We start from the raw sequence: 20,572 nt of genomic DNA on the forward strand, positions 1-20,572 counted from the left end.
GGCAACAGTCTGGTGCGGGGTGTACTCCCTGGCCAGGTGGGCACGCGCCGAAGACGGAATACCGCGACGGCGCGTGCCGTTGTGCGAGGCGGCCCCAGCCCGGGGCCGGGAAGAGGGAGCGTGTGATGGCGACTGTCGAGCTGACCAAAGAGAACTTCGACTCGGTCGTGTCCGACAACGGATTCGTGCTGATCGACTTCTGGGCCTCCTGGTGCGGCCCGTGCCGGCAGTTCGCCCCGGTGTACGAGGCCGCTTCCGAGCGCCACGACGACCTGGTCTTCGCGAAGGTGGACACGGAGGCGCAGCAGGAGCTGGCGGCGGCCTTCGACATCCGGTCGATCCCGACGCTGATGATCGTCCGCGACAACGTGGCGGTCTTCGCGCAGCCCGGCGCGCTGCCCGCGACCGCCCTTGAGGACGTCATCGGCCAGGCTCGCGCCCTGGACATGGACGAGGTGCGCAAGTCGGTCGAGGCGGCGCAGCAGAAGTAGCCCGCGTTCCGCCACTCCGCACGGCCCTCTCCCCGCCCCGGGAGCGGGCCGTTGGACCGGTCCGGCGGAATGCGCCATTGCTGGGCCCGGCGGGGTGCGACGGTTACCGGTCAGTCGCCCGCCGCCGGGCCGCGTGAGCGCTTCCGCGCACCGGAGCGGCGCTGGGGCGGGGCGTGGTCAAGATGCCAACTGGCGCCAATCGACGGCCTGTTGGGGTCCGCAGGGTTCGAGCCAGGGCGGGCTCCACAGTGTGCAGATCCGGCGGACGTCATGTGGTCGTGCTTCTACTCTCCGTCCTCATGCGAATCACACACCTGGGGCGTTTCAGCTTCGCCGCGGTCCTCGCCTTCGCCCTCGCCCTCTTCGGCCTGGGCCAGTCCGCGAGCGCCGCCGCCCCCGACATCAGCTTCAGCGTCGACCAGCCGGCGGCCACCCCGGGCGCCACGGTCAATCTGAAGATGACCTTCACCAACAACCAGACCACCGATGTGTGGTTCGTCTACCAGTCGGTGCAGCCGACCTGGCAGACCGCCCAGCGCACCGACCTGAAGTACACGCTCGCCTCGTGTTCCGGCACGGGCGTCACCTGCACCGGGACCGGCACCACGACGCTCGGCGTGAACTACTCGGTCCCGGTCGCGCCGGGCACCAGCCGCACCGTCACCATCCCGGTGCAGATAGCCCCGACCTCCGGCTGCAACGGCGACATCGCGTTTTACTCGTACGTCTACTACGAGTTCAACAACAGCCAGAGCCACAAGGACGGCGTCTTCAACTCCCCGACGACGCGGGTCAACTGCGCCACGCCCGGCGCCCACTAGCTCCGGACCGGCCGCGCTCCTGCGCGGCCCCACGCACGCCGGTCGGCCCATCCCCCCGGGTCGGCCGGTTCCGTGCGTCCGGGGCCGCGTCCCCGGATCCCTCGTTCGAGTGCGGGCTTCGCTCATGTGGCCGAAAACCGGACGCGGTCTGGGGCGCCGATGTTGTCTGGACCATTGATGAGGACGCGCCCTCGTGCGCCCCCGGCCGAAAGCGATTGCTCCCCCGGGCTCCTCCGAGTTTGCCGCCCCGGCCCAGCAGAGCCCGGCCACGCCGGAAGCGCTCCCACCGCCGTGTGCACCGCTCTGCGCCGGCGCACACCGGCCGCACTTTTTCGTCATGTTTCACAGCAGCCACTCGGAACCTCCCAGAAGAGCCGCACTATGTGACGCGTCAGAGCGGAACGGCACGGCCCTCCTCGCGGGGGCCACCGTTGCGCGGGGGGCGGGGTCCGTCCCGGCAGGGGAGCCGAACGGACCTCCAGGGGAGGGGACTTCACCGCGTGAAGCGGAACAGATACCGCAGCAGACACCTGACCGGCACGGCCGCCGGCGCGCTGCTGCTCGCACTCGGCTTACCAACGGCGCCGGCGTTCTCCGCGACGCCTGCGCCGCGCATCGACCTACGGGTCCTCGTCGTCTCGGACGGCGGTCCCGCCACCACCGCGATCGCCGCGGAACTGGACGGCGAGGGCACCCCGTACACGATGGTGGACCTGGGGCAGACCGGCCGCCCCGTCATCGACTCCGCGTTCCTCGCCGACACCGTGGACGGCCGGCCGCGGGCCAGGTTCCAGTCCGTGGTGCTGGCGAACGACAACCCGTTCCCGGCGGGCTCCACCGAAATGGCGGCGCTCGCCGCGTACGAGACGGCGTACGCGATCCCGCAGGTCGACGCCTACACCTACGCACGCCCGCAGGTCGGGTTGCAGACGCCCGGGTACAGCGGCTCGGTGGACGGTGTGCGGGCCCAGGTGACCACCGCGGGCCGCGGCGGACCGTTCGGCTACCTCAACGCAAGCGTGCCGTTCGAGGACAACTCGCCTTCCGTCAGCGAGAGTTACGCCTTCCTCGCCCAACCGGCCGCGGGCGCCGACTTCACCAGCTACGTCGAGGCACCGATCCCCGGCAAGACCGGCAACGGCAGCCTCGTCGGCGAGTACCGCCACGACGGACGCCGGGAACTGGTCGTCACCTTCGCGTACAACCAGTACCAGCAGCAGTTCAAACTGCTCGCCCGGGGCATCGTCGACTGGATGACCCAGGACGTGCGGCTCGGCGCCGCACGGAATTACTTCGCGGTCCACGTGGACGACATGTACGCCGGTGATGACCGCTGGGACACGAGGCTCCACTGCACGCCGGGCGACGTGGACTGCCCGCCCGGGCAGGGCGTCCAGAGCACCATCCGGATGACCCCGGACGATGTGCGCAACGCCGTCGCCTGGGAGAAGTCCCGCAACTTCACGCTCGACCTCGCCTACAACGGCGGCGGCAGCGTCGAATACCGGGCGGAGCACAACGGCAGCGATCCGCTCGCCGACGAACTCGCCCTTGACAAGGACCAGTTCCGCTGGATCAACCACACCTACGACCACGCCTTCCTCGGCTGCGAGCAGAACGTCACGGTCGTGCCGTGGAAGTGCGCGACCAACCCGGACGGCTCCACCCGCTATGTGAGCCAGGCCGAGATATCCAAGGAGATCTCCGACAATGTGCAGTGGGCGAAGACCGCCGGACTGCCCGTCGTGCCCGACGAGTTGATCACCGGTGAGCACTCGGGGATGAGGCTGCTGCCGCAGCAGCCCGCCGACAATCCCTACGTCGCCCCTGCGCTGGCCGCCAACAACGTGGACTGGCTCGGCGCCGACATGTCGCGCGACCCCCAGCAGCGCGCGGTCGGCTCCGCGCTCACCGTCGCCCGCTACCCGGTCAACATCTTCTACAACGCGGGCCACGTCTCCGAGCAGGTCTCCGAGTACAACTGGATCTACACCAGCCGGGCCCAGGGCGGCAGCGGCCTGTGCGAGGGCCTGCCGGACACCACCTGTCTGCCCGCGCCGCTCGACGCGGCCACCGGGTACGCCGGTCACATCGTGCCCCTCGAAACCCAGGTGGCCCTCGGCCATGTGCTGGGCAACGACCCGCGGCCGCACTTCATCCACCAGTCCAACCTCGCCGAGGACCGGATCGGCTACCCCGTCCTCGACGGAGTGCTCGGCCAGTACAAGGCGCTGTACGCGGCCAGTGCCCCGCTGGTCAACCCGCGGATGAAGGACATCGGCGCGGAGTTGCACAACCGGAGCCTCTGGAACAGCGCGGTGAAGGCCGGCCAGGTCACCGCCTACCGGATCGGCGACAGCGTGACCGTGCAGGCTCCGCCGGGTGTGCAGGTCACCGCGACGATGCCGAACGGCACCCACCAGGTCCTGCGGAGCGGCACCACCGGGTTCGGCCAGGCCTACGCGGGCAGTGTGTCCGGCTGGGTGTCGCCGGAGTCCGGGCAGAGCGGCGTGGGACTGGCGCTGGCCCCGGCCCCCGCGAGAGCCCTGGCACCGCAGAGCCACCCCGCGCACTCCGCCGGTGGCACGGCACCGCAGCGCACGCCCCGTACGCCGGTCCCCGCCGGTGTCGCCAAGCCGGTGCCGTACAGCGCCGAGCGGCGCTGACCCCGGTCCGCATCCAGGCTCCACAGGCCCGCCGCCGCTGCGGCGGCGGGCCGCCGGGCCGCCTTCACCACCCACCGCTCTCTCCAGCCGCGGAGCGCACGCATGCACGTACGACACCGCGCGCCGCGCTCCGGCGCGGCGCGGGTCACCCTGCTCACCGAGGGCACCTATCCGCACAGCCACGGCGGGGTGAGCGTCTGGTGCGACCAGCTCGTCACCGCGATGCCCGACATCGATTTCGACATCATCGCGGTGACCGGCACCGGGCGCGAGCCCATCGCGTGGGAGCTTCCACCGCACGTCTCCGAGCCCGTCTCGCTCCCCATGTGGGGCCCCGCACCCGGCGGTCCGGCCCCGCGCGGCCGCCGGCTGCGAGGCCTGATGACGGCGTACGAACGCTTCCTGACCGCCCTGCTCGACCCCCGCGCCGAGAGCGGTTTCGGACCGGCGCTGTACGAGCTTGCCGAGGCGGCCAGGGACGGCCTGCTCAGCCCCGCGCTCCGTGGCGACCGAGCGATACGGGTCATGACCGAGGTGTGGAACCGGCCCGGGCTCGCCGTGCGCGAGGCGCGGCCCACCCTGCACGACGCGGTCACCGCGACCGGGCTCCTGGAGCACGTGCTGCGGCCGCTCGCCGCGAAGCCGCCGAGCCAGGGCGTCTCACACGCGGTCAGCGGCGGCGTGGCCGTCCTGCCGGGCCTCGTCGGCGCCGAACTCCACGGCGTACCCCTGCTGTTGACCGAGCACGGGGTGTATCTGCGGGAGCGCTATCTGGGCTACCGGACCGCTCCCTACCGCTGGCCGGTCAAGGCGGTGCTGCTCGGCTTCTTCCGGCTGCTCGCCGAGGAGACGTACCGGCGGGCCGCGCTGATCACGCCGGGCAATCAGTACAACCGGCTGTGGGAGGAGCAGGGCGGGGCCGACCCGCGGCTGATCCGCACCGTGTACAACGGGGTCGACCCGGCTGCCTTCCCGCCCGCCGGACCCGAGCCGGCCACCCCAACTCTCAGCTGGGCAGGCCGAGTTGATCCGATCAAGGACCTGGAGACGCTCATCCGCGCCTTCGCCCGGGTACGTACGGAACTCCCGGAAGCCACCCTGCGCCTGTTCGGCGGCACACCCAGGGGCGGCGAGGCGTACCGGGAGCGGTGCGAGGCGCTGGCGGACTCGCTCGGCCAGCGCGGCGCGGTCACCTTCGAGGGCCGCGTGGACGACATCAGGGACGCCTACGCGGCGGGCAACGTCGTCATGCTGTCCAGCATCAGCGAAGGCTTCCCCTTCACCCTCATCGAGGCGATGTCGTGCGGCCGGGCCACCGTCTCCACGGACGTCGGCGGGGTGCGCGAGGCGGTCGGTCCGGCCGGGCTCGTGGTGCCGCCGCGCGATCCGGCCGCGATGGCGGCGGCCGCCCTGGAACTCCTCGGCGATCCGGGACGCCGGGCCGCCATGGGGGAAGCGGCCCGGCTGCGGGTGGTCGAGCAGTTCACGCTGCGGCAGACCGTCGACACCTTCCGGGCGATCTACCTCGAACTCCCGGTCCGCGGCGGGTCCGTTCCGGTCCGGCGACGGGACGCCCGCGAGGACACCACGACGGAGCTGCGCCTGGTCGCGTCCCCTCTCGCGGCCGCCGATCTGAGCCGGGTGGCCGGATGAGCGGCCCGATCCCTCTGGAGCCGCCCGGCGGCCGCGACGACGCGCTGACGCTCCGGCTCGCCGCCGAGTCCACGATGACGCTGCGCCTGCCGAACGCGGGAGCCGGGCGGGTGGGCAAGGGCGCCGCTGTCGACCGGCTCGCGGCCCGGCTCGTCGAGCAGATCGGACCGGCCGTGCACGCCTACGAGGTCGCGGCCCTCCTGGAGTCCGAGGGCCTGACGGCCCGGCAGATCGCGGACGAGTACGGCCACGGCAATCTCTTCGCGCTCGCCGAGGACCTCTACGCCCGGGTGCCGCGCAGCTTCCCGGAGCCGCCCGCGGCCGCCGATCCCTGGGCGCCCGACCCGGTGCGGTGCGCGCTGCGCGGCGCCCTGTTCGCGCTGCCCTCAATCGCCTATCCGCTGACCGCCCGGCTGTGGCAGAGCGAGGAGGCGGTGCTCGCACTGGTCCTCGCGGGTCTGGTCTCCTGGGCCTGGGGGCAGGGGCTCGGCCACCGCGCCTATCTGGGGATGGCGTCGAGCCGGGCGGCGGCGGCCCGCACCCTGCTGACCGGCGCGCCGCTCGGCGCCCTGCTCGCCTCCCTCACGGGCCTCGCCATCGCCGGCCCCGGCCGCGCCGCGGTGTTCGTGGTGGGCCAGTCCTGCTATCTCGCCGCGGCCGGGGTCCTGCTGGTCCTCGCGCGCGAGCGGCTCCTGCTCGCCGCCCTCACGCCGCTGATCGCGGGGGGCGCGATGCTGCCGTGGCGGGATCCCGGTCCGTTGCCGCGCATCGGGGTGAGCGTGCTCACCCTGATCCTGGTGCTCGCGGCCGTCGGCCACTGTGTGCGCGACACCCTCAAGGGATCCACCCCGGCCGACTCCCCCGCGCCCCCGCTCATTTCCTCGCTCCCCTACGGCCTGTTCGGGCTCGCCGCCGGTGTGCTCGTGGTGTTCGCCGGGGAGCGGCATCCGCTCGCGGTGATCGCGCTGACGCTCAGCATGGGCCCCGCCGAATGGCTGCTCTACCGCTACCGGGGTCTGTCGGTGGCGGCGCTGCGGGCGACGGCCACTCCGGCGGCGTTCCGCCGGCGTTCGGCCGCGGTCCTCGCGGGCTGCCTCCTCGTCTATCTGCTCCCCCTGTTCCCGGCGGCGCTGCTGACCGGGGCGGAGCCCGCGCCGCTGCTCGCGCTCGCCGCCCTGCTGTGGACGGCGCTGCTGCTCCAGGCGTTCGGCATCGCCTGGCCGCCGGCCGCGCTGAGTCTGGCCGCCGCGACCGGGGTCGCCTCGGACGCGCTGCTCGCACCCCCGCTCGGACCACTCATGCAGCTGCTCTGCTGTACGGCCGCCGCAACCGCCCTGGCGGGCTGCACGCTCCACCTGCTCGGGCGGCCGACCGCGCACGCCTGACCCACCGCACCGCACGCACCCGGCCCAGGCCGGGGCACCGGCCTCACGCACCGCACCCGAATGATCACCGAATGTTGTGAACACCCTTGAAAGGAACGGCAGTTGACATCCGCACCGCTTGTCGCCGTCACCGGAGCCGAGGGCTTCATCGGCTCCCACCTCACCGAGGCCCTGGTCGCCTCCGGGCACCGGGTCCGCGCGATGGCCCAGTACAACTCGTTCTCCTCCTACGGCTGGCTGGAGACGCTCCCGGCCGATGTCCTGGACCAGGTGGAGATCGTGCTCGGCGACGTCCGGGACCCGGGCTCCGTACGGGGCCTGGCCGAAGGCGCCGAAGCCGTCTACCACTTGGCGGCCCTCATCGCGATCCCGTACTCCTACCAGGCCCCGCACAGCTATGTGGACACCAACGTCACGGGCACCCTGAACGTCCTGGAGGCGGTCCGCGCGCTGGGGACCCCCCGGCTGGTGCACACCTCGACCAGCGAGACGTACGGCACCGCCAAGACCGTGCCCATCACCGAGGACCACCCCATCAACACCCAGTCCCCGTACGCCGCTTCGAAGGCTGGCGGGGACCGGCTCGCGGACAGCTACTTCGCGAGTTTCGCCACCCCGGTGGTGACGCTGCGCCCGTTCAACACCTATGGGCCGCGCCAGTCGATGCGGGCCGTGATCCCCACCGTCATCGGCCAGGTCGCGGCGGGCTCGCGCACCATCACCCTGGGCGATCTGCGGCCGACCCGGGACTTCACCTTCGCCGCCGACACCGCGCGGGCCTTCCTCGCCGTGGGCACCGCCCCCGCCGAGCGGGTGGTGGGGCAGACCTTCAACGCGGGGACCGGTACCGAGATCTCGGTCGGCGACCTGGTGCGGCTGATCGGCAAGGTGACGGGCGCCGAGCTCGACGTCCAGGAGGACACCCGGCGCATCAGACCGGCCAACTCCGAGGTGATGCGCCTGGTCGCGGACGCGAGCCGGCTCACCGGGGCCACCGGCTGGCAGCCGGAGCACGACCTGGAGTCGGGCCTGGCGCGGACCGCGGAGTTCTTCCGCGACCCCGGCAACCTCGCCCGCTACAAGACCGGCATCTACAACATCTGACCCCGCCAGGCCCACTCTCAGGGAGGCTCCCATGCACGCAGTGATACTCGCCGGAGGCAAGGGCGTCCGGTTGCGGCCCTACACCACGGCGCTGCCCAAGCCGCTCGTCCCGATCGGCGACCAGCACGCGATCCTGGAGATCGTGCTGCGCCAGCTCTCGGCCGCCGGGTTCACCGGATGCACCATCGCGATCGGCCACTTGGGCCAGATCATCCGCGCCTACGTGGGCGACGGCGAACGCTGGGGCCTGGACATCGACTACAGCACCGAGGAGAGCCCGCTGGGCACCATCGGCCCGCTGCTGACCATGCGGGAGCGGTTGCCCGAGTCCTTCCTCGTCATGAACGGGGACATCCTCACGGACCTCGACTACGCGGACGTACTGAACCAGCACCGCACCAGCGGCGCCCCGCTGACGATCGCCACCTACGCACGCAAGGTGCACATCGACTTCGGGGTGCTCACCACCCAGGACACCAAGGTGGTGGCCTTCACCGAGAAGCCCAGCATGGACTACCGGGTGTCGATGGGCGTGTACGGCCTGTCCCTGGAGACCCTGGCCGACTACACCGCGGGCCTTCCGCTGGGCTTCGACGAGCTGGTGCTCGACCTGCTCAAGGCCCAAACCCCGCCGCACGCCTACGCTTTCGAGGGCTACTGGCTCGACATCGGCCGCCCGGACGACTACGACCGGGCGAACGCCGAGTTCACCACCCACCGCTCGCTGCTGCTCAAGGGGGCCTGAACTCACCATGCGCATCCTTGTACTGGGCTTCAGCGGCTATCTGGGCGGCCATGTCGCCCGGGAGCTGCGCGCCCTGCCCGGCGTACGGTTCTTCGGCGCTGGACGCGGCCCGGCCGCGGACCTCGCCGTCGATCTCGCCACCGTCGGATCCGGCCAACTCGCCGAGCGGCTCTACTCGTTCGCGCCGGACGCCGTCATCAACTGCGCCGGTGTGGTCGGTCCGCAGTCCGTGTCCCTCGCCGAGGTCAACGTCCGCGGACCCGCCGTGCTGTGTGCGGCGCTGCGCGAGGCCGCCCCGGCGGCCCGGCTCGTCCAGCTCGGCTCGGCGGCGGAGTACGGGCCGACCGGGATCGGCGAGCGCGTCACCGAGGAGGCCGCGGCCCGCCCGAGCACCCTGTACGGGGCGACCAAGCTGGCCGGCACGCTGGCCGTCACCTCGTCCGGGCTCGACGCGGTGGTCCTGCGGATCACCAATCCGGTCGGCCCAGGGGCGCCCGCCGCCGGGCTGCCGGGGCGCCTGGCACGGCAGTTGCGCGATGTCGGACCCCGGTCCGTGGTGCGGCTCGGCGATCTCTCCGCGCACCGGGACTTCATCGACGTGCGGGACGTCGCCCACGCGGCGGTCCTCGCGGCGACCGCCGCGGGCCCGCTGCCCCCGGTGCTCAACATCGGCAGCGGACAGGCCGTCCCGGTAAGGGAGTTGGTGCACGAGCTCGCCCGCGCGGCCGGCTTCAAGGGGCGGATCGAGGAAGGCGCCGAGGGCTCCGCGCGCTCCGCGGACGTCCCCTGGCAGTGCTCCGACCCCGGCGCCGCCCGCACCACCCTGGAGTGGTCGCCAAACCACCGCCTGGCCGATTCGGCGGCCGCGCTGTGGGCGGCCGTGCGCGCCGAGCCGGACCGGGAACCGGTGCACTGATGCTGCTCGTTCCGCTCTACGTCCACCCCGCCGAGGACCCGGCCGCGTGGCGCCTGCTCGCCGAGGCAGCGGCCGGGCTCTACGCGGTGGTGCTGAACGCGGCGGACGGCCCGGGCGACGCCCCGGACCCGGCGTTCACCGGGTCGGTCGGGGCGCTGCGCGCGGCCGGGGTCCGGGTGCTCGGCTATGTCGACCTGGACTACGGCGCCCGGCCCGTCGCCTGCGTACTGCGGGACCTGCGGCACCACCGCGACTGGTACCGGGCCGACGGATGCTTCCTGGACCGGGCGCCCGCCGACCGGACCGGCCTGCCGCTGGTGCGGCGGGTCGCCCGGGCCGCTCGGCGGTGCGGCGCGGCCACCGTGGTGCTCAACCCGGGCGTCCATCCGGCGCCCGGGTATCTGCGGACCGCCGATCTCGTCGTCACCTTCGAAGGGCACTGGACGACGTATGTGTCCGCCTTCACGCGGCCCGGCTGGGCCGACCGCCAACCACCGGAGCGCCTGTGCCACCTCGTGTACGGGGTGCCGGGGGCGCTCACCGAGCTCGCGCTGCGGACCGTACGGGAACGCGGTGCGGGCGTGTGCTGTGTGGTCGAGCGTGAACTACCCAATCCCTGGGCGGCGCTGCCGCCCGTACTTCCCGGAAAGACACCATGAACCGCACCCTGCCCCTGATGTGCACGGCCGTCGCCCTGCTCCTCCTCGCCACCGCCTGTTCCTCGGATTCCTCGGACGGCGCGGACGGCCCGGACGAGCCGCAGCCGACCGCCTCCGGCCCCGCCGCCCCCACCGCGCCCGCGCCGAGCGGGCCGGCCACCCCCTCGCCGAGCGGTCCGGCCAAGGGCAAGCCGTGGCAGCCCAAGCCGGGCACCGCCTGGCAGTGGCAGCTCAACGGCCGGGTGGACAGCGGCCCGGACGTCCCGGTGTACGACATCGACGGCTTCGAGAACACCGCTGCCGACGTCGCCAAGCTGCACCGCCAGGGCCGCAGGGCGATCTGCTACATCAACGCGGGCGCCTGGGAGAACTTCCGGCCCGACAAGGACGCCTTCCCCCGCGAGGTGCAGGGCGAGAACAACGGCTGGGAGGGCGAGCGCTGGCTCGACATCCGGCGCATCGACGTGCTGCGGCCCCTGATGGAGCGGCGCTTCGACATGTGCCGCGAGAAGGGCTTCGACGCGGTCGAGCCGGATCTCATGGACGGCTACCTCAACAAGACGGGGTTCCCGCTGAGCGCCGGTGACCAACTGGCGTACAACCGCATGGTCTCCCGGATCGCGCACGCCCGGGGCCTCGCGGTGGGGCTCAAGAACGATCTCCAGCAGATCCCCGAGCTGCTGCCCGACTTCGACTTCGCCGTCAACGAGCAGTGCGCGCAGTTCGACGAGTGCAACCAGCTCACGCCCTTCGTGAAGGCGGGCAAGGCGGTCTTCCATGTCGAGTACGCGCTGCCCACCAGCGACTTCTGTGCGGAGTCCGACAAACTCGGCCTGTCCTCGATGCGCAAGAACCTCAAGCTGGACACCTGGCGCCAGCCCTGCTGAGCGGTGTCCGGTCAGCCGAGGAGGGCCGCGATCAGGGACAGGGACGCCATCGACAGCAGGGTCGAGAGCAGCACGGTGTCCCTGGGCAGCGCCGTGTCGAGGCGGTATTCGGAGGCGAAGATGAAGGCGTTCTGCGCCGTGGGCAGCCCGGCGCAGAGCACCACCGCGAACAGCTCGTGCCCGCCGAGACCGAAGCCCCACCTCCCCAGGGCGTAGGCGAGGAGCGGCTGCACGGCGGTCTTCAGGGTGACGATCAGGGAGCGCTCGGCGCGCCCTTCCGGGTCGGCGGCGGCCCGGCCGGTGAGCGACATGCCGAGGGCGAAGAGCGCCGCGGGGACGGCGCCGCCGCCGAGGATCTGGAGCGGCGAGGTCACCTCGGCGGGCAGCTGAAGCCCGAGCGCGGCCACCGCCACACCGGCCGCCGACGCCCCCACCACCGGGTTGCGGACAGGCAGTTGGAGCATCCGCAGTCGGCGCCTGCCCGCGTCACGGCGTACGTCGAGCTCTATGAGCACCAGGATCAGCGGCGTGATGAACAGCATCTGGAAGAGCGCGGCGGCCACGATGAAGGACGTGTCGTGCAGGACGTGCACGGCGACCGGGATGCCGAGGTTCGCCGAGTTCACGTAGGACGCGGCCATCGCGCCGATCGCCTGCTCGGCCCTCTTGCGCCGGAACAGCCTCCTGCTCGCCAGGAGCCCCGCGGCGAACACGGCGAGCAGGCTGAGGGCGAAGACCGCCACCCCGGGCTTGGCGAGTTCGCCGGGCCGTGACCCGGCCATCGTGAGGAACAGCAGGGACGGCATCGCGAAGGTGAACGCGAAGCGGCCGAGCACCTGTTGGGCCTGGCCGCCGAGCAGCTCGAACCGTCCGGCGGCCCAGCCGAACGCGGTGATGGTCCAGATGGGCAGGAAGCCGGAGAGAACCGAGTGCACCGGCCAAGGATGCCCGGGCGATTCCGGCCACTCGCGGCCGGGGTCAGGATGCCCGGGCGGGGTTTAGACACGGCTCTCAGAACGGGTGGCCCGCCGGTTCGCGGCGCACGGTGGTCCAGCGCAGTTCGGTGAAGGCGTCCAGGTTGGCCGAGCCGCCGAACCGGGCGCCGGTGCCGGAGGCCGCGATGCCGCCGAAGGGCGCGACGGCCTCGTCGTTGACCGTCTGGTCGTTGATGTGGGCGATCCCGGTCGGGACGCGGTCCGCGAGTTCCAGGCCGAGCGCCGTGTCCCGGGTGACGATGCCGAGCGAGAGTCCGTACGGGCCCGCGGCGGCGAGCGCCGCGGCCTCGTCCAGGGTGGCGAACGGGCGGACCGGCGCGACCGGCCCGAAGACCTCTTCGGCGTAGGCCGGAGTGTGGTCGTCGACGTCGGCCAGCACGGTGGGGCGGTAGAAGAGGTCCCGGTGCGTGCCGCCCGCGGCGAGCCGGGCGCCGCGGGCGGTACTGGCCTCCACCAGGCCCTGGATCTTGGCGAGTTGGGGCCGGTCGATGACCGGGCCGAGGTGGACCCGCTCGCGGTACGGATCGCCCACGGCCAGCGCGTCGGCCTTGGCGGCGAGCCGCTCGACGTACTCCTCGTACAGCGAGGCGTGCACGAGGTGCCGGCCCGTGGTCATGCAGATCTGGCCCTGGTGGAAGAAGGACCCCCAGGTGGCCTGCGCGACGGCGCTCTCAATGTCCGCGTCTTCGAGGACGACGAGCGCGGAGTTTCCGCCCAACTCCAGGTGTACGCGCTTGAGTTGACGCCCGGCAGCCCCTCCCACCCGGCGCCCCGCGGCGGTCGACCCGGTGAACGAGATCACGGGGACCCGTGGGTCCGCGACGAGCGCCTGCCCGGTCTCGGCGCCGCCCGGCAGGATGCTCAGCAGCCCCTCGGGAAGTCCGGCCTCGGCGAACACGGCCCCGAGCGCGAGGCCGCCGCAGACGGCGGTCCGCGGGTCGGGCTTGAGCAGCACGGCGTTGCCCAGCGCGAGCGCGGGCGCGACGGAGCGGATGGAGAGGATGAGCGGGGCGTTGAACGGGGCGATCACGCCCGTCACGCCGACCGGGACCCGGCGGGTGTAGGAGAGCCGGGGCTGCTCGCTCGGCAGCACCTCGCCGAGCGGCCGCGACGCCAGGGCCGCCGCCTCGTAGCACTCCTGCGCGGCGACGTGCAGCTCGAAGTCCGCCTTGCCGGCGACGGAGCCGGACTCGCGTATCAGCCACTCCCTCAACTCCTCGGCGTGGCGCGCGAAGAGGTCGCCCGCCCCGCGCAGGACCGCGGCGCGGGCGACGTGCGGGGTGCGCGCCCAGGCGGTCTGCGCCGCGGCGGCGGCTTCGGCGGCCGCCTCGACGTCCTCGGCGGTGGCGAGGGTGACGGCGCCGAGCGACTCCCCAGTGGCGGGCTCGGTGACCTCGCACTCACCCCCCGAGAGCCTGCTGGACTGCCACGTCTTGGGATCGAGCAGGGTCATGAAGGATCTCCAGTCACTCTGTCGCGCAGGGGAAGTCCCGGGCGGGGCGGGGCCGTCGGACGCCCGCCACCGCGCGGGCGCCATCGTAGGATGATTCACCGCTCAACGAAAACCCGGGGCGAGCGCTGCTCTGCTGCCCCAACTCCCCCTGGAATTACACCCGTCAGCGTTCGAGCACGAGGGCGAGGCCCTGGCCCACCCCGATGCAGAGCGCGGCCAGACCCGTACCGGAACCGGCGGCCGCGAGCTGGTGGGCGACGGCTCCGGCGAGACGGGCGCCGGAGGCACCGAGCGGATGGCCGATGGCGATGGCGCCGCCGCGCGGGTTGACCACGGCGGGATCGAGTCCGGGCCATTCGGCGAGGCAGCCGAGCGACTGGGCGGCGAACGCCTCGTTCAGCTCGAAGGTCGTGAGGTCGCCGAATCCCCGGCCCGCCTTGGCGAGCGCCCTGCGCACCGCCTCGACCGGGCCGAGCCCGAAGAGCTGCGGCTCGATGCCGGTCACGGCGGAGCTGCGGATCCGGGCGAGCGGCTCGCGGCCGGTGGCCCGCAGCCCTTCCTCGTCGACGAGGAGCAGGGCCGCGGCGCCGTCGTTGAGCGGCGAGGCATTGCCCGCGGTCACCGAACCGTCCTTGCGGAAGACCGGCTTGAGGCGGGCGAGCGCCTGAGGGGTCGAGGACTCGCGGATGCATTCGTCGCGAAGCAGAGCGACACCCTCGTACGGAACGACCTCGCCGTCGTAGAGACCCTTGGCCCACGCCTCGGCGGCCTTGCGGTGGCTGTCGAGCGCGAAGGCGTCCTGCTGCTCGCGGCCGATACGGTGCTTGTCGGCGATGAGCTCGGCGCCCTCGCCGAGCGCGACCGTCCACTCGGCGGGCAGCTCCGGGTTGGTCATGCGCCAGCCGAGGGTGGTCGAGTACATCTGCTGATGGCCCGCGGGGAAGGCGCGTTCGGGCTTCTGCACCACCCAGGGGGCGCGGGACATCGACTCGACGCCGCCCGCGACGGCAACCGAGGCGTCGCCGACGGCGATGGCGCGGGCGGCCTGGATGACGGCTTCGAGCCCGGATCCGCAGAGCCGGTTGACGGTGACGCCGGGTACCGAGACGGGGAGTCCGGCCAGCAGCACGGCCATGCGGGCCACATCGCGATTGTCCTCGCCCGCGCCGTTCGCGTCGCCGAAGTACACGTCGTCGATGCGGGCCGGGTCGAGCTCCGGGGTGCGGTCCACCAGCGACCTGACGACATGCGCGGCGAGGTCGTCGGGCCGTACTCCGGCGAGCGCACCCCCGAACTTGCCGATCGGGGTGCGGACGGCGTCGACGATGTACACGTCGCGGATGCTCATCGGGTCTCTCCCACGGATCTCTTCACCGCGTCGGGCCCACCACGGCGGCCTGTTCGCCCAGTGAAGTGATGTTCATGAATGGCCGCGACCGAGTCTCTGCCCGCCGCCGCCCACTGTCAACGGGCCCCCGGGCTAGGGGATGTCCGGTGGGTCAGGGCCGGACACCCCCTAGAACCCGGTCCGCGGCGGCACGACCATCGCGGTAAGGCCGTAGTCCAGCTCGGATCCGTCGACCAGCAGCGCCTCGATCGCGTGGCTGGCCGGATCGATGTCGGCCACGATGCCGTGCCCGGCGTAGCGCGGATAGCCCGAGGATCCCGTCTCACCGGTCGCCTCCACGACGGCCGACCGCACGGCGCTGTCCGCCACCGAGGCACCGCCCCGGTCCTCGACGTGCTCGGGAACCAGCAGGATCTCGAATCGCTGCGGGTGACGGCTCATGCGCCGCGGTTGATTGCTCATGCCCCGACGCTAAACACCCGACGCCCGGCCCGCACGCCGTCCCTCCCGCCCCACAAACCCCTCCCGTCAAGATCACGTCACCTGTCGGTGGCCAAGCCGTCACGGACCGGCTACATACACGGCATCCCTGTGCCCGCAAGCACCACACTGCGTCCCTCAGCCATGCACCATCTGGGGGCACCATGCGTCGTACCATCGCCCAAGCCATCTCCTCAGGCGTGCTTCTGCTTCTCGCGGGCACCGCCTGCACGGGTGGAAACACGATCACCCGCCAGCCCCTCCCCTCCCGCCCCGCGTCGAACGCACCGGACCGGACCTCCGCACCGGCGCCCAGCCGCGCGAAGGCTGCCGCCGTCGGTGACACCATCAAAATCGAGGGCACGGGCAGCGGCGAGCAGCTCGACGTCACCGTCAAGCAGTGGCTCGACCCGGCCGGGAGCGCCAACGAGTTCTCCGGCCCGCAGGACGGAAAGCGCTGGGTGGCGGCGCAGTTCGAACTCCTCAACACCGGCTCGGCCTCCTACGAGGACAGTCCGTCCAACGGAGCCCAGGCCGCGGACACCACCGGGCAGCGGTTCCCGTCCACCTTCGGCGAGATCACCGCCGGGCCGCAGATGCCCGCCGCCACCAAGATTCCGCCCGGCGAGAAGGCCCTCGGCTGGATCCTGTTCGAGATACCCAAGGCGTCGGAGATCGCCACTGTGCAGTTCACGATGAACAGCGGATTCGCCAACCAGACCGGGCAGTGGTCCGTGAAGTAGCTCCTCCGGGGCGCCTCCCCCACACGGGTGGCGGCGCCCCGGCCCGGCCGCGAGCTCAGCTCGATTCGCGGGGTACCGCCCGGGCGCCCATCAGATCGTGGCGTTCCGGCGCGCCGTCCGGGTCGCGGACCACGCGGTCGACCAGTTCGGCGAGGTGGCGGCCGGTCACCATCTCCACATGGACCGTGCTGAGGCGGGGGCGCAGCAGTCTGCCGAGCAGGAGGTCGTCGGCGCCGATCACCGCGACCTCGCCGGGGACATCGATGTCAGCGTCCTGGAGGGCGCGCATCAGCAGCATGGCGTACTCGTCGTTGTACGCGAACACCGCGTCGAGCCCCAACTCCCGCCAGCGGCCCGCCAGTTCGGCGGCGGACTCCTCCTCGTACGCCATCGTCACGGGCTCGATCACGGCGTCGGTGCCGTGCACGGCCTTGCGGGCACCGGCCAGGCGCGGCGCGGAGAAGAGGTCGAGCCCGTCCTCGGCGGGGATCAGCACGCCGATGCGCCGGCGCCCCCGCTCGCACAGGTGGGCGACCGCGCTCGCGCCGATCTCGCGCTGGTCCATCACGAGCGCGTGGGCACCCTCGACGCGCTGCGGGCCGAGCGCTATCACCGCGCGGGCCCCGGAGCGCTTGAGGAGCTGGACGCCCTGCGGGGTCAGTTCGATCTCGCCGAGCGAGACCACGGCGACCGGCCGCAGCTCGGCCCAGGCGCGGGCTGCCTCGTCCGCGCCGAGCCCGAGGCTGCCGTACTGGACGACCGTGTAGTCGAGCCGGCGCAGCTCCCACTGGAGCTCGCTGAAGAAGCGGCTGTAGAGCGGACCCACCGGGATGTGCGCCGTGGGCAGCAGCACGATCCGGGTGCGCCCTGCGCGCAGGCTGCGGGCCGCGGCGTGCGGGACGTAGCCCAGTTCCTCGGCGGCGGCGCGGACCCGGACCCGGGTCGGTTCGCTGATCCGCACGGCCGAGGTGTTGTTGAGCACGTAACTCACGGTCGCCCGGGAGACCCCGGCCAGGCGGGCCACATCGGCGCTGGTCGGTACGGGGCGGTCGGCAGGCTGCTTGGGTGTCTGGCTCATCGCGTTCGGCATCTTTCCAGACCCGTCCAGCCCGGGGTCCAGCGGATGGCCTGAATTCGATGCCACACAGTGTTTACACGAGAACTGACACGTGTAAGCAGGATTACCGGCGCCGCTCGCCCCGCCCGCACCGGATCCGTACACCCGCAATCCCCGCAGACCAACCAGCGAGCTGCTCGCCTCGATGAACCAGAACGGCCCGAGCCCCAACGGGCAGTCCCCGGCCGTCCCTTCGCCCCCCCTCGAAGCCGATCCCGGTCACGGAGGAGTCCGGGCGAGGCGGCAAGTGGGCTCCGTAGCACACGAGTTGGCCCCCGCCCGACATCCGGGCGGGGGCCGACGGTGTGTTCGCACCTCAAGCGGGCAGGGCGGCCGAGTCCTCCAGGTACTCCTCGCGGATCTCGCGCGGCCCGAACGGCCAGACCTTCTCGAAGCGCGCCCACACGACGTAGGCGGCGCAGCCCAGTGCCAGCCAGGCCAGCGACCATTCGATGGGGTGGCGGCCGGGCGAGTTCTTGTCGGCGTAGCCGTAGATGACCAGCCAGCCGACCAGGGCGATCACGCTCGGCAGCGGGTAGAGCCACATCCGGTACGGGCGGCGCAGACCGGGCTGCCGCTTGCGCAGCACCGTCACGGCGAGGATCTGGGCGAACGCCTGGACGATGACCATCACCGTGGTGAGCAGCTGGATGAGGGTGGTCAGATCGGTGCGGCGGCCGATCATGAAGCCGATGGCGGTGACGACGCCCATGGTGGCCAGGCCCAGCATCGGGAAGCGATGCCGGGGGTGCAGCTTGGCGTAGGGGCGGAAGAACACCTTGTCGCGGGCGGCGTCGTACGGGACCCGGGAGCCGCCGAGCAGCCCCGTGAAGACGGAGGCGAACGCGGTCACCAGGATGAGTACGGTCACCACGTCGGCGGCGCCCTTGCCCCAGGCCTTCTCCAGGACCGCGGAGGCGACCGAGGACGAGGCGATGTCGTTCGGGTCCAGCATCCGGTGATAGTCGATCACGCCGAGCGTGCCGATCTGGAGCAGCAGATAGATCGCCATGATGCCGAAGACGGAGTAGATGATGGAGCGCGGCAGGGTGCGCCCGGGGTCCTTGATCTCGGCGCCCATGTAGGCGGTGGTGTTGTAGCCCATGTAGTCGTAGATGCCGATGGTGAGGCCCGCCGCGAAGCCGATCCAGAACTGACTGCCCGTCAACTCGAAGGCGCCGGAAGGGTAGTCGAAGGCGAGGTGCGGGCTGAAGTCGGTGGCGGCGGCGATGATCACCAGGGCCACCGAGGCCATCATCACGACCCACATCACGGCGGTGATCCTGGCAATGTTCTCGATCCCCCGCCAGAGCAGCAGGACCACGAGGGCGATGATGCCGAGCCCGATCAGGTCGCCGGCGGTCTCGCCGAGGTCCGGGGCGAGGTAGCCGAGGTACTGCACGAACCCGACGACGCCGGTGGACATGGCGAGCGGGATGAAGAGCATCGCCGTCCACACGAAGAGGAACGGCATCAGCCGGCCGGTCCGGTACTGGAAGGCCTGGCGCAGATAGACGTAGCTGCCGCCGGAGCCGGGCAGCGAGGCGCCCAGTTCGGCCCAGATCAGACCGTCGGCCAGCGCGAGTATCGCGCCCGCGACGAAGCCGATGACGGCCTGCGGACCGCCGAACGCGGCGACCATCAGCGGGATGGTCACGAAGGGGCCGATCCCGCACATCTGGCTCATGTTGATGGCGGTGGCCTGGAAGAGTCCGATCCGGCGGACGAAACCGCCGGCCGGCGGAGGTGTTCCGGACACTGGGGTCCTCCCTGGGCTGATGACGGGGAAGGGAGCTGCTGCCGATTCGCCAGTGCAGGGATTCGCCTCGGCGGTGGGCGTGCTTAAGTTAAGGGCAAGTTAAGGACCTTTACTTTCACCGTCAAGGGGTCGTCGGTGGGCAGCTCGGACCGATGCGTGAGAATGATGCGATGACCAGCAGCGACGAGGGTGGCGACCTGCCCTGGAACCCGCAGCGGCAGCGCAGCTCCAACGAGCGCCTGCTGCTCGGCCGGCTGCGCGCCGAGGGTGCCGCGTCGCGGGCCCAGCTCGCACGGGACACGGGTCTGTCCAAGCCGACCGTGTCGAGCGCGCTGGCCTCGCTGGAACTCGCGGGCCTGGTCCGCGAGGCGGGCACCATGACCCCCGAGCGGGGCCGCGCCGCCGTGCTCTACGCCCCCGATCCGACCGCGGGTTACGCGCTCGGCATCGACATCGGCCGGGCCTGGCTGCGGGTCGCCCTCGCCGATCTCGACGGCACGGTCGTGGCCCGCGCCGAGGTCCGCAACCACGCCCGCACCTCGGCCACCATGGCCGACCTGGTGGTCAGCGGGGCGCACCAACTCATCAAGGGTTCGGGCGTGGACGCGGACAAGATAGCTCAGGCTGTGGTCGGCACCCCCGGTGTGTACGACGCCGAGAAGCGGCGTGTGCGCTATGCGCAGCACCTTCCGGGCTGGGGCAGGCCGGGCCTGTTCGACCAGATGCGCGAGCGGCTCGGCATCCCGCTCGCGGTGCACAACGACGCGAACCTCGCCGCGCTCGGCGAGTACGCCTTCGGTGTCGGCGCGGGCAGCAGGCTCTTCGTGTACGTCATGGTCGGCACCGGCCTCGGCATGGGCGTGGTCAGCGAGGGCCAGCTCTTCACCGGGGCACACGGCGGCGCCGGCGAGATCGGCTTCCTGCCGTGGCCCGGCCGCCATAAGCCGGACACCCTGGAGGACGCGGTCTCCGGCGACGCGGTGGTCGAGGCCGCCCGTTCGCTCGGCATGGCGGGCCCGCTCACCGCGAAGGACGTCTTCGATGCGGCGCGGGCCGGAACTCGCCCCGCGGTCAAGGCGGTTCAGCTGGAGGGCGAGCGCCTCGCGCACACCGTCGCGGTGGTCGCGGCCGTCCTCGATCCCGATCTCGTGGTCCTCGGCGGCGGAGTGGGCCACAGCGCGGATCTGCTGCTTCGCACCGTACGGGAGACGCTTCGGACGCTCACCCCGCTGCGCCCGAAGGTGGCGCCGAGCTCGCTCGGCGAGGACGCGGTGCTGCTCGGCGCGGTGGCCACGGCGCTCGGCACGGCGCGGGACATGACCTTCGAGCGGCGCTCGGCGCACTGACGAC

18 protein-coding genes are annotated in these 20,572 nt (G+C 72.1%); 12 read left to right on the forward strand and 6 right to left on the reverse strand.

Annotated features, from left to right (window positions below; translation table 11 throughout):
* The first annotated feature begins 125 nt into the window (after positions 1-125).
* From trxA to ACIBK6_RS16500, 10 genes are all read left to right on the forward strand, one after another.
* Complete coding sequence (gene trxA, locus ACIBK6_RS16455) at positions 126-491, forward strand: thioredoxin (protein ID WP_399051927.1); 366 nt, start codon at positions 126-128, stop codon at positions 489-491.
* A 299-nt stretch (positions 492-790) separates the two neighbouring features.
* Entirely contained in the window at positions 791-1,312 is a 522-nt protein-coding gene (locus tag ACIBK6_RS16460) for a hypothetical protein (protein ID WP_399051928.1), read from the forward strand.
* Between the two features lie 500 nt (positions 1,313-1,812).
* A complete protein-coding gene (locus ACIBK6_RS16465) occupies positions 1,813-3,978 on the forward strand; it encodes a hypothetical protein (protein ID WP_399051929.1) in 2,166 nt (721 codons plus the stop codon).
* 102 nt (positions 3,979-4,080) lie between these two features.
* Positions 4,081-5,631, forward strand: coding sequence for a GT4 family glycosyltransferase PelF (gene pelF / locus ACIBK6_RS16470; RefSeq protein ID WP_399051930.1), 1,551 nt, complete (start codon positions 4,081-4,083; stop codon positions 5,629-5,631).
* Complete coding sequence (locus tag ACIBK6_RS16475) at positions 5,628-7,016, forward strand: hypothetical protein (protein ID WP_399051931.1); 1,389 nt, start codon at positions 5,628-5,630, stop codon at positions 7,014-7,016. The genes pelF and ACIBK6_RS16475 overlap by 4 nt, the downstream gene beginning before the upstream one ends.
* A gap of 102 nt (positions 7,017-7,118) precedes the next feature.
* On the forward strand, positions 7,119-8,120 hold the full coding sequence (locus tag ACIBK6_RS16480) for a GDP-mannose 4,6-dehydratase (protein WP_399051932.1): 1,002 nt from the start codon (positions 7,119-7,121) through the stop codon (positions 8,118-8,120).
* Between the two features lie 31 nt (positions 8,121-8,151).
* On the forward strand, positions 8,152-8,865 hold the full coding sequence (locus ACIBK6_RS16485; protein ID WP_399051933.1) for an NDP-sugar synthase: 714 nt from the start codon (positions 8,152-8,154) through the stop codon (positions 8,863-8,865).
* Positions 8,866-8,872: 7 nt separating this feature from the next.
* The gene (locus ACIBK6_RS16490) at positions 8,873-9,781 is read left to right on the forward strand and encodes an NAD-dependent epimerase/dehydratase family protein (RefSeq protein WP_399051934.1); all 909 of its coding nucleotides are present in this window, start codon (positions 8,873-8,875) and stop codon (positions 9,779-9,781) included.
* Positions 9,778-10,440: a spherulation-specific family 4 protein gene (locus tag ACIBK6_RS16495; RefSeq protein WP_399052187.1), complete on the forward strand. Its 663-nt coding sequence runs from the start codon at positions 9,778-9,780 to the stop codon at positions 10,438-10,440. The genes ACIBK6_RS16490 and ACIBK6_RS16495 overlap by 4 nt, the downstream gene beginning before the upstream one ends.
* Positions 10,437-11,327 (forward strand): endo alpha-1,4 polygalactosaminidase, encoded by an 891-nt coding sequence (locus tag ACIBK6_RS16500; RefSeq protein ID WP_399051935.1) that lies wholly within the window; start codon positions 10,437-10,439, stop codon positions 11,325-11,327. The genes ACIBK6_RS16495 and ACIBK6_RS16500 overlap by 4 nt, the downstream gene beginning before the upstream one ends.
* Positions 11,328-11,338: 11 nt before the next feature.
* Here the strand turns inward: ACIBK6_RS16500 and ACIBK6_RS16505 are convergent, their stop codons facing one another.
* The 4 genes from ACIBK6_RS16505 to ACIBK6_RS16520 all read right to left on the reverse strand — a co-directional run bounded on the left by ACIBK6_RS16505 (position 11,339) and on the right by ACIBK6_RS16520 (position 15,564).
* Entirely contained in the window at positions 11,339-12,262 is a 924-nt protein-coding gene (locus ACIBK6_RS16505; protein WP_399051936.1) for an AEC family transporter, read from the reverse strand.
* Between the two features lie 76 nt (positions 12,263-12,338).
* Positions 12,339-13,775 carry an aldehyde dehydrogenase family protein gene (locus ACIBK6_RS16510; protein ID WP_399051937.1) on the reverse strand — a complete coding sequence of 479 codons (1,437 nt, stop codon included), beginning with the start codon at positions 13,773-13,775 and terminating at the stop codon, positions 12,339-12,341.
* A 163-nt stretch (positions 13,776-13,938) separates the two neighbouring features.
* Positions 13,939-15,123 (reverse strand): thiolase family protein, encoded by a 1,185-nt coding sequence (locus ACIBK6_RS16515; protein WP_399051938.1) that lies wholly within the window; start codon positions 15,121-15,123, stop codon positions 13,939-13,941.
* A gap of 168 nt (positions 15,124-15,291) precedes the next feature.
* The gene (locus tag ACIBK6_RS16520; RefSeq protein WP_399052188.1) at positions 15,292-15,564 is read right to left on the reverse strand and encodes a hypothetical protein; all 273 of its coding nucleotides are present in this window, start codon (positions 15,562-15,564) and stop codon (positions 15,292-15,294) included.
* Positions 15,565-15,767: 203 nt separating this feature from the next.
* Here ACIBK6_RS16520 and ACIBK6_RS16525 point away from each other — a divergent pair, with 203 nt between their 5' ends.
* Complete coding sequence (locus tag ACIBK6_RS16525; protein ID WP_399051939.1) at positions 15,768-16,346, forward strand: DUF4352 domain-containing protein; 579 nt, start codon at positions 15,768-15,770, stop codon at positions 16,344-16,346.
* A gap of 55 nt (positions 16,347-16,401) precedes the next feature.
* On the opposite strand, the gene ACIBK6_RS16530 is transcribed toward ACIBK6_RS16525, so the two are convergent.
* Both ACIBK6_RS16530 and ACIBK6_RS16535 read right to left on the reverse strand, forming a co-directional pair.
* On the reverse strand, positions 16,402-17,424 hold the full coding sequence (locus ACIBK6_RS16530; RefSeq protein ID WP_399051940.1) for a LacI family DNA-binding transcriptional regulator: 1,023 nt from the start codon (positions 17,422-17,424) through the stop codon (positions 16,402-16,404).
* A gap of 355 nt (positions 17,425-17,779) precedes the next feature.
* Positions 17,780-19,222: an APC family permease gene (locus ACIBK6_RS16535; protein ID WP_399051941.1), complete on the reverse strand. Its 1,443-nt coding sequence runs from the start codon at positions 19,220-19,222 to the stop codon at positions 17,780-17,782.
* 170 nt (positions 19,223-19,392) lie between these two features.
* Here ACIBK6_RS16535 and ACIBK6_RS16540 point away from each other — a divergent pair, with 170 nt between their 5' ends.
* Positions 19,393-20,568, forward strand: a complete 1,176-nt coding sequence (locus ACIBK6_RS16540; RefSeq protein ID WP_399051942.1) for an ROK family protein — start codon at positions 19,393-19,395, stop codon at positions 20,566-20,568.
* Positions 20,569-20,572 lie beyond the last annotated feature (4 nt).

It is taken from the genome of Streptomyces sp. NPDC050485 (assembly GCF_044458185.1).
Classification (GTDB): Bacteria; Actinomycetota; Actinomycetes; order Streptomycetales; family Streptomycetaceae; genus Streptomyces.

Bases quoted from the DNA above. Each gene is read 5' to 3' on its own strand.
- trxA (WP_399051927.1), top strand. From the start codon at position 126: ATGGCGACTGTCGAGCTGACCAAAGAGAACTTCGACTCGGTCGTGTCC.
- ACIBK6_RS16460 (WP_399051928.1), top strand. From the start codon at position 791: ATGCGAATCACACACCTGGGGCGTTTCAGCTTCGCCGCGGTCCTCGCC.
- pelF (WP_399051930.1), top strand. From the start codon at position 4,081: ATGCACGTACGACACCGCGCGCCGCGCTCCGGCGCGGCGCGGGTCACC.
- ACIBK6_RS16475 (WP_399051931.1), top strand. From the start codon at position 5,628: ATGAGCGGCCCGATCCCTCTGGAGCCGCCCGGCGGCCGCGACGACGCG.
- ACIBK6_RS16485 (WP_399051933.1), top strand. From the start codon at position 8,152: ATGCACGCAGTGATACTCGCCGGAGGCAAGGGCGTCCGGTTGCGGCCC.
- ACIBK6_RS16490 (WP_399051934.1), top strand. From the start codon at position 8,873: ATGCGCATCCTTGTACTGGGCTTCAGCGGCTATCTGGGCGGCCATGTC.
- ACIBK6_RS16500 (WP_399051935.1), top strand. From the start codon at position 10,437: ATGAACCGCACCCTGCCCCTGATGTGCACGGCCGTCGCCCTGCTCCTC.
- ACIBK6_RS16510 (WP_399051937.1), bottom strand. From the start codon at position 13,775: ATGACCCTGCTCGATCCCAAGACGTGGCAGTCCAGCAGGCTCTCGGGG.
- ACIBK6_RS16515 (WP_399051938.1), bottom strand. From the start codon at position 15,123: ATGAGCATCCGCGACGTGTACATCGTCGACGCCGTCCGCACCCCGATC.
- ACIBK6_RS16520 (WP_399052188.1), bottom strand. From the start codon at position 15,564: ATGAGCCGTCACCCGCAGCGATTCGAGATCCTGCTGGTTCCCGAGCAC.
- ACIBK6_RS16525 (WP_399051939.1), top strand. From the start codon at position 15,768: ATGCGTCGTACCATCGCCCAAGCCATCTCCTCAGGCGTGCTTCTGCTT.
- ACIBK6_RS16530 (WP_399051940.1), bottom strand. From the start codon at position 17,424: ATGAGCCAGACACCCAAGCAGCCTGCCGACCGCCCCGTACCGACCAGC.
- ACIBK6_RS16540 (WP_399051942.1), top strand. From the start codon at position 19,393: ATGACCAGCAGCGACGAGGGTGGCGACCTGCCCTGGAACCCGCAGCGG.